This window comes from Flavobacterium sp. (genome assembly GCF_047602195.1).
GTDB lineage: Bacteria > Bacteroidota > Bacteroidia > Flavobacteriales > Flavobacteriaceae > Flavobacterium.
On the sequence record NZ_JASGHW010000004.1, the window covers coordinates 1044663 to 1060643 of the forward strand.

Annotated in this window: 13 protein-coding genes and 1 riboswitch; of the genes, 12 read left to right on the plus strand and 1 reads right to left on the minus strand. The window is 48.4% G+C overall.

Going from position 1 to position 15981, the window contains the following annotated elements; all coding sequences use genetic code 11:
* Window positions 1-115: 115 nt before the first annotated feature.
* A riboswitch (SAM riboswitch) is annotated at window positions 116-218 on the plus strand.
* Window positions 219-367: 149 nt separating this feature from the next.
* The 6 genes from QM717_RS10745 (at window position 368) to QM717_RS10770 (ending at window position 7354) form a co-directional block, all read left to right on the plus strand.
* A complete protein-coding gene (locus QM717_RS10745) occupies window positions 368-1372 on the plus strand; it encodes a homocysteine S-methyltransferase family protein (RefSeq protein WP_415037472.1) in 1005 nt (334 codons plus the stop codon).
* A 78-nt stretch (window positions 1373-1450) separates the two neighbouring features.
* On the plus strand, window positions 1451-4132 hold the full coding sequence (gene metH, locus QM717_RS10750; protein WP_415037473.1) for a methionine synthase: 2682 nt from the start codon (window positions 1451-1453) through the stop codon (window positions 4130-4132).
* Window positions 4133-4171: 39 nt separating this feature from the next.
* The gene (locus QM717_RS10755; protein ID WP_415037474.1) at window positions 4172-4354 is read left to right on the plus strand and encodes a hypothetical protein; all 183 of its coding nucleotides are present in this window, start codon (window positions 4172-4174) and stop codon (window positions 4352-4354) included.
* A gap of 41 nt (window positions 4355-4395) precedes the next feature.
* Complete coding sequence (gene metF, locus QM717_RS10760) at window positions 4396-5352, plus strand: methylenetetrahydrofolate reductase [NAD(P)H] (RefSeq protein ID WP_415037475.1); 957 nt, start codon at window positions 4396-4398, stop codon at window positions 5350-5352.
* Between the two features lie 164 nt (window positions 5353-5516).
* On the plus strand, window positions 5517-6611 hold the full coding sequence (locus QM717_RS10765; RefSeq protein ID WP_415037476.1) for an acyloxyacyl hydrolase: 1095 nt from the start codon (window positions 5517-5519) through the stop codon (window positions 6609-6611).
* Window positions 6608-7354: a head GIN domain-containing protein gene (locus tag QM717_RS10770; RefSeq protein ID WP_415037477.1), complete on the plus strand. Its 747-nt coding sequence runs from the start codon at window positions 6608-6610 to the stop codon at window positions 7352-7354. The genes QM717_RS10765 and QM717_RS10770 overlap by 4 nt, the downstream gene beginning before the upstream one ends.
* A gap of 100 nt (window positions 7355-7454) precedes the next feature.
* On the opposite strand, the gene gldA is transcribed toward QM717_RS10770, so the two are convergent.
* Window positions 7455-8351 carry a gliding motility-associated ABC transporter ATP-binding subunit GldA gene (gldA, locus tag QM717_RS10775; protein WP_415037478.1) on the minus strand — a complete coding sequence of 299 codons (897 nt, stop codon included), beginning with the start codon at window positions 8349-8351 and terminating at the stop codon, window positions 7455-7457.
* Window positions 8352-8570: 219 nt separating this feature from the next.
* Between gldA and QM717_RS10780 the strand changes: the two genes are divergently transcribed.
* The 6 genes from QM717_RS10780 (at window position 8571) to QM717_RS10805 (ending at window position 15906) form a co-directional block, all read left to right on the plus strand.
* On the plus strand, window positions 8571-9182 hold the full coding sequence (locus QM717_RS10780; protein WP_415037479.1) for an outer membrane beta-barrel protein: 612 nt from the start codon (window positions 8571-8573) through the stop codon (window positions 9180-9182).
* A 119-nt stretch (window positions 9183-9301) separates the two neighbouring features.
* The gene (locus QM717_RS10785) at window positions 9302-10384 is read left to right on the plus strand and encodes a chorismate mutase (RefSeq protein ID WP_415037480.1); all 1083 of its coding nucleotides are present in this window, start codon (window positions 9302-9304) and stop codon (window positions 10382-10384) included.
* A gap of 118 nt (window positions 10385-10502) precedes the next feature.
* Window positions 10503-11483: a ribosome small subunit-dependent GTPase A gene (gene rsgA / locus QM717_RS10790; protein WP_415037481.1), complete on the plus strand. Its 981-nt coding sequence runs from the start codon at window positions 10503-10505 to the stop codon at window positions 11481-11483.
* A complete protein-coding gene (dtd, locus tag QM717_RS10795; RefSeq protein ID WP_415037482.1) occupies window positions 11480-11932 on the plus strand; it encodes a D-aminoacyl-tRNA deacylase in 453 nt (150 codons plus the stop codon). The genes rsgA and dtd overlap by 4 nt, the downstream gene beginning before the upstream one ends.
* Window positions 11933-11987: 55 nt before the next feature.
* Window positions 11988-13895 carry a DUF3857 domain-containing protein gene (locus QM717_RS10800; protein ID WP_415037483.1) on the plus strand — a complete coding sequence of 636 codons (1908 nt, stop codon included), beginning with the start codon at window positions 11988-11990 and terminating at the stop codon, window positions 13893-13895.
* A 1-nt stretch (window position 13896) separates the two neighbouring features.
* The gene (locus QM717_RS10805; protein ID WP_415037484.1) at window positions 13897-15906 is read left to right on the plus strand and encodes a DUF3857 domain-containing protein; all 2010 of its coding nucleotides are present in this window, start codon (window positions 13897-13899) and stop codon (window positions 15904-15906) included.
* The last annotated feature ends 75 nt before the right edge of the window (window positions 15907-15981 follow it).

A 15981-nucleotide genomic window follows, 5' to 3' on the forward strand; every position in this document is an offset into this window, starting at 1 on the left:
ACAAGTCGCGATACAAAAAAAATCACAACGATAACGATATCGCAGATTTTTCGCACCCTACTATTGTAAAATCAAAATTGAATGCCGTACTTTGTCCCGTTCATAAACATACTGACTGTTATCACGAAAGGCCGAGGGACTAGACCCGTTGAAGCCTTAGCAACCCTTTACCTAAAGAAGGTGCTACATTCTACTTCGCCCGCGAAGACAGATAACCACGAGATTTCCCTCACTTTTTTGATAGCTTTTTTATGATTTAGGAGCAGACGATTGTTCATGCAATCACGTCTTGTCCCGCTTTCGCCTGTATCTTTTTTGCAAAAAGGATACTGGGCTCTATCGGGGCTAAACATCAAAAGCATCATTTATGTCACCAGTAGAAAAAGCCATACAACAAAGAATCCTCGTGCTAGACGGCGCGATGGGCACCATGCTGCAACGCTACAACTTCTCCGAGGAAGATTTCCGCGGCGAGCGTTTCAAGGATTTTCCACACCCGCTCAAGGGCAACAACGATTTGCTGTCCATTACCCAACCGCATGCGATTCGGGAAGTCCACGCCCAATATTTCGAAGCCGGCGCCGACATCGTCGAAACCAATACGTTTTCGGGGACGACCATCGGTATGGCCGATTACCACCTCGAGGATTTGGTTTACGAACTCAACTATGAATCGGCCAAAATCGCACGCGAAGTCGCCGATGCATTCACAGCCAAAAATCCCAGCAAACCGCGATTTGTTGCCGGCTCGATCGGACCGACCAACCGGACCGCCTCGATGTCACCCGATGTCAACGATCCGGGTTTCCGCGCCATCACTTTCGACGAATTGCGGATTGCCTACAAAGAACAAGTCGAAGCACTCATCGACGGCGGTTGCGATGTGTTGCTCGTCGAAACGATATTTGACACGCTCAACGCCAAAGCGGCTTTGTTCGCGATTGAGGAAGTCAAAGAAGAAAGAAATCTCGATATTCCCGTAATGGTCTCAGGAACAATTACCGACGCCTCGGGAAGAACCTTGTCCGGTCAAACCGTCGAAGCATTTTTGATTTCAATCGAACACATTGATTTGCTCAGCGTGGGCTTCAATTGTGCGCTGGGCGCCGACCAGCTTAAGCCGTATCTCAAAAGATTGTCGCGCAACACTGCGATGAATATTTCGGCGCATCCCAACGCCGGGCTTCCTAACGCTTTTGGGCAATACGACCAAACCCCCGAGGAAATGCAGCAACTCATCCGCGAGTATTTGCAGGACAACCTGATCAACATCATCGGCGGTTGTTGCGGTACCACGCCAGACCACATCCGATTGATTGCCGAAGTCGCTGCCGAATTTGAGCCACGAAAAATTTTAGAAAACCAAGTTTAAAAAAGAGCCACGAATGCACGAATTTTTAAAGGCTTTACGCTAAAATAATTCGTGCATTCGTGGCCAACAAAAAATAAAATGCCAGACGCAGACTGTAGAAAATACCTAAAACTTTCCGGCCTCGAGCCGCTCATCATCACACCCGAAACGAATTTCGTCAATGTTGGCGAACGCACCAACGTGACCGGCTCGCGAAAATTTTTGCGTTTAATCAAAGAAGAACGCTACGAAGAAGCGCTCGACATTGCGCGCAACCAGGTCGAAGGCGGCGCCCAGATCATCGACATCAACATGGACGAAGGCATGCTCGACGGCGTGCAGGCGATGACGACTTTTCTCAACCTGATCGCGTCCGAACCCGATATCGCACGTGTCCCGATCATGATCGACAGCTCGAAATGGGACATCATCGAAGCCGGACTCAAGGTCGTGCAAGGCAAAAGTGTTGTCAATTCGATTTCCTTAAAAGAGGGCAAAGAAGCATTTGTCCACCACGCGAAACTGATCAAACGTTATGGCGCGGCCGTCATCGTAATGGCCTTCGATGAAGTGGGCCAGGCCGACAATTACGAGCGCCGCATCGAAATCTGCAAAAGATCGTATGACATCCTCGTCGATGAAGTGGGTTTCCCAGCCGAAGACATCATTTTTGACCCCAATATTTTCCCGGTTGCCACCGGAATGGATGAGCACAAACTCAATGCACTCGACTTTTTCAACGCGACCAAATGGATCCGTGAAAATTTACCGCACGCCCACATTTCTGGAGGCGTAAGCAATGTGTCGTTTTCGTTCCGCGGCAATGACAAGGTACGTGAGGCGATGCATTCGGCGTTCTTGTTCCATGCGATCAACCACGGCATGACGATGGGCATCGTGAATCCCGAAATGCTCGAAGTGTACGACGAAATCCCAAAGGATTTGCTCAGGTTTGTCGAAGACGTTTTGCTCAACCGACGCGACGACGCGACCGAACGTTTGCTCGAATTCGCCGAAACGCTCAAGGGCGAAACCAAAACCAATGAAAAAGTCACACAGGAATGGCGTTCGCATTCGTTGCAGGAAAGACTGACGCATGCGCTCGTCAAAGGCATCGACGAGTTTATTGAAACCGATGTCGAAGAAGCGCGCCAATCGGTGACCCGCCCAATTGAAGTCATCGAAAACCATCTCATGAATGGCATGAACGTCGTGGGCGATTTGTTCGGCAGCGGGAAAATGTTCCTGCCGCAGGTGGTCAAATCGGCGCGTGTGATGAAAAAAGCCGTGGCTTATCTGTTGCCGTTTATCGAAGCCGAAAAAGACGGTAAATCTTCTTCGGCCGGAAAAGTCCTCATGGCAACCGTCAAAGGCGATGTACACGACATCGGGAAAAACATCGTTTCGGTTGTACTGGGTTGCAACAATTACGAAATCATCGACTTGGGTGTGATGGTACCGCCCGAAAAAATCATCGACGCGGCCATCAAGGAAAATGTGGACATCATCGGACTCAGCGGACTCATTACGCCATCGCTCGACGAAATGGTGTATCTCGCCAAGGAACTCGACAAACTCAACATCAATATTCCGATCATGATTGGCGGTGCCACCACTTCGCGTGCACATACCGCCGTCAAGATTGCGCCCGAATACCGCGAAACCGTGGTGCATGTCAACGATGCGTCGCGCGCGGTAACCGTGGCGGGCAACTTGCTCAACACCGATACCAAAATCGATTATGCCAAAAATTTGCGCACCGAATACGACGAATTGCGCGAAGGCTACCTGAACCGTTCGCGCGACAAGAATTTCCTGACCATCGAACAGGCAAGGGCCAACAAACTGCGGCTCGATTGGGACAATTACCATCCCGTAAAGCCAAAGGTCATTGGCGCGCAAACCATCGAAGTCGATTTGGAAACGCTCGTTCCTTACATCGACTGGACGCCGTTTTTCCGTACCTGGGAATTGTATGGCAAGTATCCCGCGATTTTGCAGGATGAGGTGGTGGGCGAGCAGGCGACCTCGGTTTTCAAGGACGCGCAGCAAATGTTGTCGCAGATTTTGACCGAGAAAAGATTCACGGCCAAAGGCATTTATGGCATTTTTCCAGCCAATACGATAAATGACGACGACATCGAAATACAAACAACCAATAACCAACAACCAACTACTTTTTTGACCTTGCGTCAGCAATCACAGAAGACCAAAGGCGCTTCGAATTTGGCCCTGGCCGATTTCGTGGCGCCCCAGTCTTCGGGCAAAACCGATTACATGGGCGCATTTTGCGTGACGACCGGTTTTGGCGTTGACCAGTGGGCAGCCGAGTTTGAACAAAACCTCGACGACTACAACTCGATTATGGTCAAGGCGCTGGCCGACCGTTTGGCTGAGGCTTTTGCCGAATATTTGCACGAGAAAGTCAGGAAGGAAATCTGGGGTTATGCCTCGGACGAAAATTTGAGCAACCAGGATTTGATCGAGGAAGAATACAAAGGGATTCGTCCCGCACCGGGTTATCCGGCCTGTCCCGATCATCTCGAGAAACCGACGATTTGGCAATTGCTCAACGTGGAAGAAAACATCGGCGTGACGCTCACCGAGAGCATGGCGATGTGGCCCGCGGCTTCGGTATCGGGTTATTATTTCGGGAATCCGGAGAGCAAGTATTTCGGGCTTGGGAAAATCAAGGAAGATCAGGTAGCCGATTATGCGAAGCGCCGCGGAATTTCGGTGGAGGAAGCAACGCGGTGGCTAGGGCCGAATATTGCGGATTAGACCGCTGCGCTGCTAGAACAAAGAGCAAAGACCGCTTCGTTGAAAGAGGGTTTGCGTGAGCGATTGAAGCGGCATCCTTTTTCGCGAAGCATAAACGAAAAAGATAAAGCGGAAAGCGCGACAGCGGCGCATGATAAATTAAAAATAGAAGAACAAACATGGCGCGCCGGTGGCACGCCCAATAAAAAAAATAGCCACGAATTCACAAATTTCTCAGCATAAGATATTTAAAAAATTCGTGCATTCGTGGCCAAAAAAACAATATGAAAGTAACCGAACACATCGAAAAAGCCCAAGGCAAGTCCCTATTTTCCTTCGAGATTTTGCCGCCGATGAAAGGGCAGAATATCCAATCGATTTTTGACAGCATCGATCCGCTTATGGAATTCAACCCACCGTTTATTGACGTGACGTATCACCGCGAGGAAATCGAGTTCAAGGAATTGCCGAATGGTTTGCTCGAGAAGAAAGTGGTCAAGAAACGTCCCGGGACGGTCGGGATTTGCGCGGCGATCCAGAACAAATATGAGGTCGATGCGATCCCGCATATTTTGTGCGGCGGGTTTACGAAGGAAGACACCGAGAATTTCCTGATCGATATTGACTTTTTGGGCATCCAGAACGTGGTGGCGTTGCGCGGCGATGCGATCAAGAGCGAGATTTATTTCAAGCCCGAGAAGGAAGGGCATCATTATGCGACCGAATTGGTGTCGCAGATTTCGAACCTGAACAACGGGATTTACCTCGACTCGGATTTGCAGAACACGAGCAAGACCGATTTCTGCATCGGCGTAGCGGGTTACCCGGAAAAGCACATGGAAGCGCCGAGCATGGATTCGGACATTTATTTCCTCAAGCAGAAGATCAAGAACGGCGCGAATTACATTATCACGCAGATGTTTTTCGACAACCAGAAATATTTTGATTATGTGGCCAAGGTTCGCGCGGCGGGCATCACTGTACCGATCATTCCGGGCCTCAAACCGATTGCGACCAAGAAACAGCTCAACCTGATTCCGCACCGTTTTAAGGTAGACATGCCCGACGATTTGATCATGTCGGTCGTCAAGGCCAAAGACAATGATGCGGTACGCCAAATCGGGATTGAGTGGTGCATTGCCCAGAGTAAGGAACTCGTCAAGGCGGGGATTCCGGTATTGCATTATTATTCGATGGGAAAGGCTGAGAACATTAAGGCGATTGCGCAAGAGGTGTTTTAGGTTCAATCATTCATCTGTTTAATCGGTAAATCGTTTAATCGTTTAACCGATTGTTCTATTGAAGTTCCGATTAAACGATTAAACACCCGAGGCCGAATGGCCGAACGGTATAAAATAAAATCAACGATTAACCGAAAAAGAATATATTTGCCGCATTCGGAATTATGAAAACATTCGTATGTGGCTTATTGTTAATGTTTTTCGGTGTGTTGTCTGCCCAGGACACGACCGAATATCCGGCCATTGACATCAATTACCTGCGCAGCAACGTCCTGTTGCATTCCCCCGAATTGGCACACCTGATTACCGGGCATCCCGAAGGATTTCTGGCGAGTGTCTCGATCAAGACCAACGGCAGCCAGGAATGGGAAGCGGTCTACAATTACCCCGATTATGGCGGTTACTTCTTGTTCCAGGATTTCCGCAATCCGATGCTGGGCAAGGCTTATGCGGTTGGTGGGCATTACAATTTTTATTTCCTGCAACGCCAATTGAGCGTCAAGATCGGGCAGGGTGTGGCGATGGTGACCAATCCGTACGACAAAGTGACCAATCCCAAGAATACCGCGTTCGGATCGAAGTTCATGGCCAATACCGCGCTCGTGATCAATTACCGCAAAGAAAACCTGATCGACAATTTCGGGTTCCAGGCCGGATTGACCTTTACGCATTTTTCGGTCGGGCGTATGAAATCGCCGAACACGGGCATCAATACGATTGGGCTCAACCTGGGCATCAATTACAATTTCCGCGAAGTGCAATACCGCAAGATCGATACGACTTTGGCCAAGGTTAAATTCGTCGAACCGATCAAATACAATATGGTGTTCCGCGGCGGCGTCAATGAAAGCCCGGTCATCGGCAGCGGGCAGAAACCGTTTTACCACATCAGCGCCTATGCCGACAAACGCATCGGGCGCAAGAGCGCGTTCCAGCTCGGGGCCGAATTGTTCCTGACGACTTCCGACAAAGACTACATCGAATACCGCGCGATTTCGTACCCCGAAGAACCGATCGATCCCGACACCGACTACAAACGCATCGGCTTGTTCATCGGACACGAATTGTTCATCAACCGCATTTCGATCGAGGCGCAGGTCGGCTATTACATTTACGATCCGGCGGAACTCGACATCGAAGTCTATGACCGCGTCGGGATGAAATATTATGTGTCGAAGAAAATCTTCGCGGCCTTATCCGTCAAAACGCATGGATTTATGGCCGAGGCTTTGGAATTTGGATTGGGCGTGCGATTATGAGAAAGTTACTGCAAATACTACTGTGCTGTGTGGTGCTCGCCTCGTGCGACAAACCCGGCGATTGCGTGAAGTCGACCGGAAAGATGGCTTCCAAAACCTACGACGGTTTGGTGTTTACCAAAATCATCGTGCGCAAAGGCATCGGTCTCGTCATCGCGCAGGGCGACGAATACAAAGTCGAAGTGCGCTCGGGCGAAAACCTGATCGGCGACATCGAAGTCAAATTGATCGGCGACATGCTCTCGCTCGAGGACAACACCACTTGCAATTGGGTGCGCGATTACGGACAAACCGTCGTCTACATCACCGCGCCGAACCTCACCGATGTGTATTCGAAAACCGAGCAGCCCATCATTTCTGCCGGAACCTTATCTTATCCCGACCTGCATTTGTATGCGATGGATTCGAACGATTCTTATTCCGGGACCGGTACGAGCGATTTTTACTTGAACATTGGCGGTGGAAATGTATCGGTGGGTTGCAACAGTGTGTCGCGTTTTTATCTTTCGGGCCAAGCCCAGAATTTGGACGTGTCTTTCTACGCTTCGGGCGGGATTCTGTATGCGCAGCAACTCGAGACCGAAAATATTCACTTGTACCACCGCGGCAGCAACGAGATGTATGTGTATCCGCAGCAAAGTTTGACTGGCGACATTTACAGTTTGGGCAATGTATATTCGGTCACGCATCCGCCGAGTGTCAATGTGGTGGAGCATTACCGAGGGAGGTTGATTTTTCTTTAGGATTGTCGGACCATCAGATTTTCAGAAACGCTTCGCTACAGAGCGGTTTTCTAATCCAAGATTGACATTCGATCATCCGGCAATCTGAAGATCGGATAATCTATTTCTTAGTCACTTCACGGAACACCGCCTCCAAATTCTTATTGCGCAAATTGAGCTGCAAGATTTTCAACCCATTGGCCTGCGCAAAATCAAATACGGCCGGTCGCATGTCCACATCCGATTCGAAAGCGAGTTCCCAAACCATGTCGTGCGTATTTTTATAAGAAGTAAGGTTCGGGATTTTGGCGATGGCCTGTTCTTCGATGCGGAAATCAAATTCGACTTCGACCACCTGTTCCTGGCCTTTGGTGATGTGTTCGATCTTTTCGTCCTTGACGATTTTGCCCTGGTTGATGATGATCACGCGGTCGCAAATCGCCTCGACTTCCTGCATGATGTGCGTCGACAGGAATACGGTTTTGTCCTTTCCGGCATTCTTGATCACGTTGCGGATTTCGACCAATTGGTTCGGATCGAGCCCGGTGGTCGGTTCGTCGAGGATCAGCACCTCTGGGTTGTGCAACAACGCATTGGCCAATCCGACCCGCTGGCGGTAACCTTTCGAGAGTTGGCCGATCTTCTTGTGGCTTTCGGGTTTCAATCCGGTCAGTTCGATGACTTCATCGATGCGTGATTGGGACACTTTATAGACGTCGGCATTGAAACCCAAATACTCGCGTACGTACAAATCGAGGTACAACGGGTTGTGTTCGGGAAGATAGCCGATCGACAATTGGACCGCTTTCGGATTCGCATTCACGTCATTTCCGTTGACGGTTGCCGTGCCCTGATCGGCACTGAGGTAGGTCGTCAGGATTTTCATCAGCGTCGATTTTCCGGCACCATTCGGACCCAAAAAACCGACAATTTCTCCTTTTTTTACCGAAAACGAAACCGAATCGAGCGCCTTCTGTGCGCCGTAATGCTTAGAAATGTTGCTGACTTCAATAGACATAAACCGAGATTTACCGCAAATGTAAACAGAAATCCATTTTGCTGTTGGTTGGAAACGCTTTTCTTGGCAAAAAATTAGTTTTTCGCAAATCCATACTTATAAACAATCTGTTAAAAACTGTTGATAACTATGTTAAAAAGCTATTTTTCGCGGCTTATTTTCCTAATTGGATTTGTTAAAACTTTGTATTAGTAATTCAATAACTTAAAAACAAAACAAATGAAAAAAGTATTCGTAATGGCTGCATTGGCTATGTTTAGCTTTGCAAGCGCACAAAAAGGAACCATTTTGGTTGCAGGCAACATCGGGTTTTCGACCGACAAGGACGAAGTAGGAACATCCGAGACAAAGACAAATGAATTTAACTTCACGCCAAAAGTGGGTTACCAATTCACAGACAACTGGACACTTGGTTTATCCGGAAATGTTGGAATGGACAAAACAGAAACCACTACCGATGCCGGTTTGACAAGAGTGACTTCTGAGACAAAAGACACTAATTTTGCAGTAGGCCCGTTTGTCCGTTATTCAAGAAACATTTCGGAAATCTTCGGTTTCTTTGCTGACCTCGATGCAGGTTACCAGTCTGTGAAAAGCACTACAGATCCAGGTACGCCGTTCTCTGTAGAGACTGAAAACAAAGGAAACGGTTTTTACGCGCAAATTACACCAGCAATCTTCATCAATGTGAAGAAAAACTTTGGTTTAAATGTAAGTTTCGGAGGTTTAGGCTTTGATTCCATCAGCTATGACAACAATGGAGGCGATAGTACTAATTTCGGCTTCAACTTTGGTAGAACAGTAAACATCGGAATTTCTAAGAATTTCTAATCGTTTCCGATTCCATACAAAAGCGCTCCAGACGGGGCGCTTTTTTTATGCCAATATTATCATTTCCCGATGCCGCCGGGATTTTTTTTTGCGTTAATTTTGTGTTCGATTCAAACACTATGAAGGACGACAAACAAATGCGGAAATGGCTCGATGATTTCAGCCTGCCGCATCCGCTCGTAATTGCCGGGCCGTGCAGCGCCGAGACCGAAGAACAGGTTTTGCAGATTGCGCGTGAACTTAAAAATTCTGATGCGACGATTTACCGCGCGGGCATCTGGAAACCGCGCACCCGCCCGGGCGGATTCGAAGGCGTGGGCGCCATCGGGCTCCAATGGTTGCAGAAAGCCAAGGCCGAAACCGGATTATTGATGGCCGTTGAGGTCGCCAATGCTACGCATGTCAAGCTCGCGCTCGAACACGACATCGATGTGTTGTGGATTGGTGCGCGAACGACGGTCAATCCATTTGCGGTGCAGGAGATTGCCGATGCACTCGCGAACACCGATAAAATTGTACTCGTCAAGAACCCCGTGAATCCCGATTTAGGGCTGTGGCTTGGCGGCGTGGAGCGTTTGTACAACGCAGGAATCAAAAAACTGGGCGTGGTGCACCGCGGGTTTTCGACTTATGAGAAAACCAAATACAGGAATACACCCGAATGGCAGATCGCCATCGACCTGCAAAGCCGTTTTCCCGATTTGCCACTCATTTGTGACCCATCGCACATTTCGGGAAGGCGGGACATGATCCAGGAAGTGTCACAGCAGGCGCTCGATTTGAATTATGACGGACTCATGATCGAAACCCACATCAATCCCGATGAAGCCTGGAGCGACGCCAAACAACAGGTAACGCCAACGGTTTTGAAACAAATTCTGAAGGATTTGCGCGTACGCCAATTGTCGACCGAGGCTGGAGATTTCAACAGCGAAATGCTCAAACTGCGTGCGAACATTGATATTGACGACAGCAAACTGCTGGAGATTTTAGGGCATCGGATGAAAATTGCGGAACAGATTGGCGCACTCAAGAAAGCCAACAACATTGCGGTTTTACAAAATAAGCGCTGGAACGAAGTACTCGAAAAAATGATTTTGGAAGGCGAACAAAAAGGGTTGAACGAAGAATTCATCCTGCGGATTTTTAAGGCCATCCATGAGGAAAGCATCAGCCACCAGCGCAAGATCATGAATTCGTAACTAATTTTAGATTTAAGAATTTAGATTTCAGATTTAGTCAGTTTGGTTCAGAAACAACCTTTATCTTTGTAGCCAATCTGAAATCTAAAATCAGCAATCTGAAATCTAAAATCCATCAATGACAGGAACCGTTTACAAATCGACCGGAAGTTGGTATACCGTAAAGACCGAGCATGGCGCGTTTATCGAATGCCGCATGAAGGGCAAATTCCGCATGAAAGGCATCAAGAGCACGAACCCGATTGCGGTGGGCGACCTCGTCGATTTTGAGATGGAAAGTGCCGAGGCGGCGACCGGGATGATCCACCACATCCACGAACGCAAGAATTACATCGTGCGCAAGTCGGTCAACCTGTCGAAACAGATCCACATCATTGCGTCTAATATTGACCGCGTGTTCCTGTTGGTCACGATCGATAATCCGCCCACGACGACGAGTTTCATCGACCGTTTTCTCGTAACAGCCGAAGCCTATGGCATCGAGGCGGTTTTGGTGTTCAACAAGATTGATACCTTGAATGAAAATACACTCGATGAGCAATTGTATTTGCAGCACATTTACCAAGAGATTGGTTATACGTGTTTGCGCGTTTCCTCGACCGAGAAGAAAGGGCTGGACCAACTCAAGGAAATGATGATCGGGAACGTTAATATGTTTTCGGGGCATTCGGGTGTGGGCAAGTCGACCTTGGTCAATGCGCTCGAGCCGGGGCTTGACCTCAAGACGACCGTGATTTCGGAACAGAGTAAACAGGGTCAGCACACGACGACTTTTGCCGAGATGTACGATTTGTCATTTGACGCGCGCATCATCGACACGCCGGGCATCAAGGGGTTTGGTATCGTCGATATGGAAAAGGAAGAAATCAGCGGGTATTTTCCCGAGTTTTTCCGTTTGCAGGACCAATGCAAATTCAACAACTGCCTGCACAAGGAGGAGCCGCATTGTGCGATCAAGAAAGCCCTCGAGCAAGACCAGATTGCATGGTCGCGCTACAAAAGCTACTTGCAGATCCTCGAAGGGGACGACGAACATTACCGCACCGATATCTACAACGACGACCGCATCGCGAGCGACCAAACACGAAAATCAGAATGAGGGTAGTGCTGCAACGCGTCGCGCAAGCCTCCGTAACGGTAGACGGACAAACCACCGGGGCGATTGCCAACGGTTTGTTGGTTTTGCTTGGGATTGAGGATGCCGATGATCAAACCGACATCGATTGGCTCGTTAACAAAATGGTGAACCTGCGTATTTTTGGCGATGCCGATGGCGTGATGAACCTTTCGGTCAAGGATACCGATGGGGAAATCCTCGTGGTAAGCCAGTTCACGTTACACGCTTCTACCAAGAAAGGCAACCGTCCGTCTTACATCAAGGCGTCGAAACCCGATCATGCGATCCCGATGTACAATCGTTTCAACGCGTCTTTGGAAATGGCCTTGGGAAAGAAAATCCATACCGGGATTTTCGGCGCAGACATGAAGGTTTCACTGCTCAATGACGGCCCGGTGACGATTGTAATCGATTCCAAAAATAAAGAATAAAAAACGTTAAGGTTTTCTAAAAAAAATCTATTTTTGGACAAACCAAAACAAACAAATGAACCTCAAACTCCTCGTCGCCTTCTTCCTGATGGGACACGGGCTTTTTGCGCAAAAAGGGCAACTGACCGCGTTGCTTTTCCCGGACAGCTTGAAGCAAAATGCCAATGCCGTGGTCAGGTTGTCTGAAAATTTGATCACGATCGAATCCCAACGCAGCATGCGGATCTCGGAAAAACGCATCGTGACCGTCTTCAATGAAAAAGGGATGGAAGCCGTCCAGGCGCATTCGTATTACAACAAGAGTACCAGCATCCGCAACATCAGTGCGACCATTTATGACGCGATCGGAAATGAGCTCAAGAAAATCAGACAAAAGGATTTTATCGATGTGAGCCCCAACGGCGGTGGCACGTTTTATTCTGATTTCCGCGTGGTTTATCTCAATTATACCCCGGTGCAGTATCCGTTTACGGTTGTTTTCGAATGCGAGTCCCAGACTTCCAATACCGCGTTCATACCGTCCTGGACCCCGATCGATTGTTTCCACGCCTCGGTAGAGAAAAGCATTTTTACGATCCGTTTTCCCGAAAACGTCGGCATGCGGAAAAAGGAGTCCAATTTTTCGACTTACAATATTGCCAAGACCCATGATTCGGCTACCGAAATCAGTTATACGGCCACCCATATCGCTGCACAGAAACACGAGGATTACAGTCTTTCCCCGCATGTGATTTTTCCGAAAGTCCTGTTCGGGCTCAATCATTTTCACCTCGAGGGCGTCGATGGAACGGCCACGAGCTGGAAGGATTTCGGGCTTTGGTATGCCGACAAGATCCTGACCGGAACGGCCGAATTGCCCGCAGAAACCAAACAGAAAATGAAAACGCTGGTAGGCAACGAAACCGATCCGCTCAAAAAAGCCCAAATCGTTTACGATTATGTCCAGCAAAAATCGAGGTACGTCGGTATCCAGGTAGGGATTGGCGGCTGGAAACCGATGCCGGCATCGGATGTCGACCGTTTGGGCTATGGCGATTGCAAAGCGCTCACCAATTATACCCGCGCCCTGTTGCAGGCCGTGGATGTGCCGTCTTATTATACGATTGTTTATGGCGACACCGACAAGAAGAACATCGAGGCCGATTTTGTATCGATGCAGGGCAACCATGCCATGCTCGCGGTTCCCAATGGCAAGGAATACGTTTGGTTGGAATGTACCAGCCAGGTTATCCCGTTTGGTTGTCAGGCCAAATTTACCGACGACCGCGATGTGCTCGTCGTGAAGCCGGAAGGGGGTGAAATTGTGCGCACCAAAGTGTACAACGCCAAAATCAATTCGCAAATCAGCGAGGGCAGCTATGCGGTTTCGCAGACCGGCAAGTTGTTTGGCAAAGTGAGCATTGCGTCGGAAGGCGCGCAATATGTGGACAAATATGGTTTGGAGAACGATTTGCCTACCGAAATGGAGTCGCATTACAAAGATTATTGGCACTACATCGCCAACCTCAAGATCAGCAAACCGGCATTCAAGAATGACAAGCAGAATGTCCGTTTTACCGAGCAGATCGAAATGGAAGCCGAAAATTACGGCAATCTTTCCAACAACCGCATGATGTTCCCGATCAACGTGTTCAACCAATACGGCTACAGCATCAAAAAAATGCGCAACCGCAAAACGGGTTTTGAAATCAGCCGCGGCAGTTATGACGAGGATGTCATTTCGGTAGAATTGCCGCAAGGTTTTTCGATTGAGGCACTTCCGCAGGCAGTGGCATTGACCGGAAAATTTGGCGAATACAAAACCGAGATCATCCAAAAAGACCCCACGCATTTGACCTACAAGAGAACATTGTTTGTCAAAGAAGGCCAATACCCCAAAACCGAATACGAAGACTTCAGGTCCTTCATGGAACAAGTCTCCAGACAAGACAACGCAAAAATTGTATTACTGAAAAACCCATAACATGACCTCAAAAAACACCTTCTGCCTCTTGCTGCTTGTATTTTGCAGCGCCTTGACCGCCCAAAAGTTCGAATTGGGTAAAGTCAGTCTTGAAGAACTCAAGCAAACCGAGCACCCCAAAGACCCTTCGGCCGTAGCCGCCATCTTGTTCGAGAAAGGCAAAGTCGATTTTGAGTATTCCCAAAACGAAGGTTTTATCATGTTTACCGAAGTCAAAACGCGCATCAAGATTTACAAAAAAGAAGGCTATGAATGGGCGACCAAGGAAGTCCGGTTTTACCTGCCGAGCAACAACCGGGAAAGCGTCAGTTTTGACGATGCGGTGACCTACAACCTGGTCAATGGTGAAATTGTAAAGACCAAACTCAAGAGCGAAGGGGAATTCGAGGAACAAGTCAACAAATATTGGGGCAAAAAGAAAATCACGATGCCGGCCATCAAGGAAGGCTCGGTCATTGAGTTTTCTTACCGCATCAAATCGCCCAATTACCAGAAAATAGCGGACTGGAATTTCCAGACGACCATCCCGGTAGATTTTTCCGAATACAAAGTCAGCACTCCGGAATATTTTGTCTACCAGCCCAGCTACAAAGGATTTGTGACACCGGTCACCACTTCCGAAAAAATCAACAAATCCATCGTCCTGAACAGCAAGGAAAGACTTTACAACGGACGTACGGTAACGACCAATTTCAATTCGGACAAGATCGACTATTATGTCACGCAGAACATTTACACCACCAAGGACTTGCCGGCAATGAAAGATGAGATGTATGTAAATAACATCAACAATTACACGTGCAGCGTGGGCTTCGAATTGTCGATGACGCGGTTTCCCAATACGCCGTTGAAGACTTATTCTACCGATTGGCAGACGGTAACCAATACGATCTACAAGGCCGAAGATTTCGGGCCGGAGTTGTCGAAAACGGGTTATTTTGAAGACCAGATCTCGGCACTCATCGCGGGCAAATCGCAGGAGGAAAGCGTCAACCTCATTTACAAACATGTCAAGGACAACGTGAAGTGGAACGGTTATTACAGTTATTACTGTGACGAAGGAGTCAAATCGGCCTACAAAAACAAAACGGGAAATGTGGGTGAAATCAACCTGATGCTGACGGCGATGATGCGTTTTGCCGGACTCAATGCCAACCCGGTGCTGGTCAGTACGCGTTCCAATGGGATTGCATTGTTTCCGAACTTGACGGCCTATAATTATGTCATCTGTGCAGTCCAATTTCCAGACGGCATGCTGTTGCTCGACGCCACCGAGAAATACGCGGTCCCGAATGTGTTGCCGTTGCGCGACCTGAACTGGTTTGGGCGTTTGATCCGTAAAGACGGGACTTCGCAGGAAATCGAATTGACGCCCAAAAATGTTTCGCGCAATGTCGTTTTTATGAACTACAGCGTCAAAGGCGATGGCCATGCCGAAGGCAAATACCGCTGCCAGCTTACCGACCACAAGGCACTCGATTTTCGCCAAAAGAACTGCAGCATGGAAAAGGATGCTTACCTCGAGTCGCTCGAAAATGACCACAACAACATCGAAATCATTGATTACACGCGCGAGAACGATTATGAACTGAGCAAACCAATCGTCGAAAGCTATTCATTCAAGGACAACAAAAGCACCGAAATCATCGGCAACAAAATGTATATCGATCCGTTGCTTTTCCTGGCACAAAATGAAAACCCTTTCCGCCAGGAAAAGCGCGAATACCCAATCGATTTTGGTTACCCGGTGCAAAAGAAATACAACATCTCGATCGAAATTCCCGAGGGCTATACCGTGGAATCGCTGCCCAAGGCTATCAATCTTTCGACCGGCGATGAGATTGGCCTGTTCAAATACCTGATCGCCAACACCGGGAACAAGATCCAGATTACGATTTCGACCGATATCAATACGGCCATCGTACCGGCTGAATATTATGAGGTGATCAAGGAGTTTTACCAAAAGATGATTGAGAACCAAGGCCAAAAGATTGTATTGGTCAAAGCATAAGGAATCGGGCATTTGAAAAAGGGATGGTCCGGTGCTTCGGATGGGGGAAACGCTTATCTTTGTAACGAACCGTGT

Coding starts and splice junctions, on each gene's coding strand:
- QM717_RS10745 (WP_415037472.1), top strand. CDS start 368: ATGTCACCAGTAGAAAAAGCCATACAACAAAGAATCCTCGTGCTAGAC.
- metH (WP_415037473.1), top strand. CDS start 1,451: ATGCCAGACGCAGACTGTAGAAAATACCTAAAACTTTCCGGCCTCGAG.
- metF (WP_415037475.1), top strand. CDS start 4,396: ATGAAAGTAACCGAACACATCGAAAAAGCCCAAGGCAAGTCCCTATTT.
- QM717_RS10765 (WP_415037476.1), top strand. CDS start 5,517: ATGAAAACATTCGTATGTGGCTTATTGTTAATGTTTTTCGGTGTGTTG.
- QM717_RS10770 (WP_415037477.1), top strand. CDS start 6,608: ATGAGAAAGTTACTGCAAATACTACTGTGCTGTGTGGTGCTCGCCTCG.
- gldA (WP_415037478.1), bottom strand. CDS start 8,351: ATGTCTATTGAAGTCAGCAACATTTCTAAGCATTACGGCGCACAGAAG.
- QM717_RS10780 (WP_415037479.1), top strand. CDS start 8,571: ATGAAAAAAGTATTCGTAATGGCTGCATTGGCTATGTTTAGCTTTGCA.
- QM717_RS10785 (WP_415037480.1), top strand. CDS start 9,302: ATGAAGGACGACAAACAAATGCGGAAATGGCTCGATGATTTCAGCCTG.
- rsgA (WP_415037481.1), top strand. CDS start 10,503: ATGACAGGAACCGTTTACAAATCGACCGGAAGTTGGTATACCGTAAAG.
- dtd (WP_415037482.1), top strand. CDS start 11,480: ATGAGGGTAGTGCTGCAACGCGTCGCGCAAGCCTCCGTAACGGTAGAC.
- QM717_RS10800 (WP_415037483.1), top strand. CDS start 11,988: ATGAACCTCAAACTCCTCGTCGCCTTCTTCCTGATGGGACACGGGCTT.
- QM717_RS10805 (WP_415037484.1), top strand. CDS start 13,897: ATGACCTCAAAAAACACCTTCTGCCTCTTGCTGCTTGTATTTTGCAGC.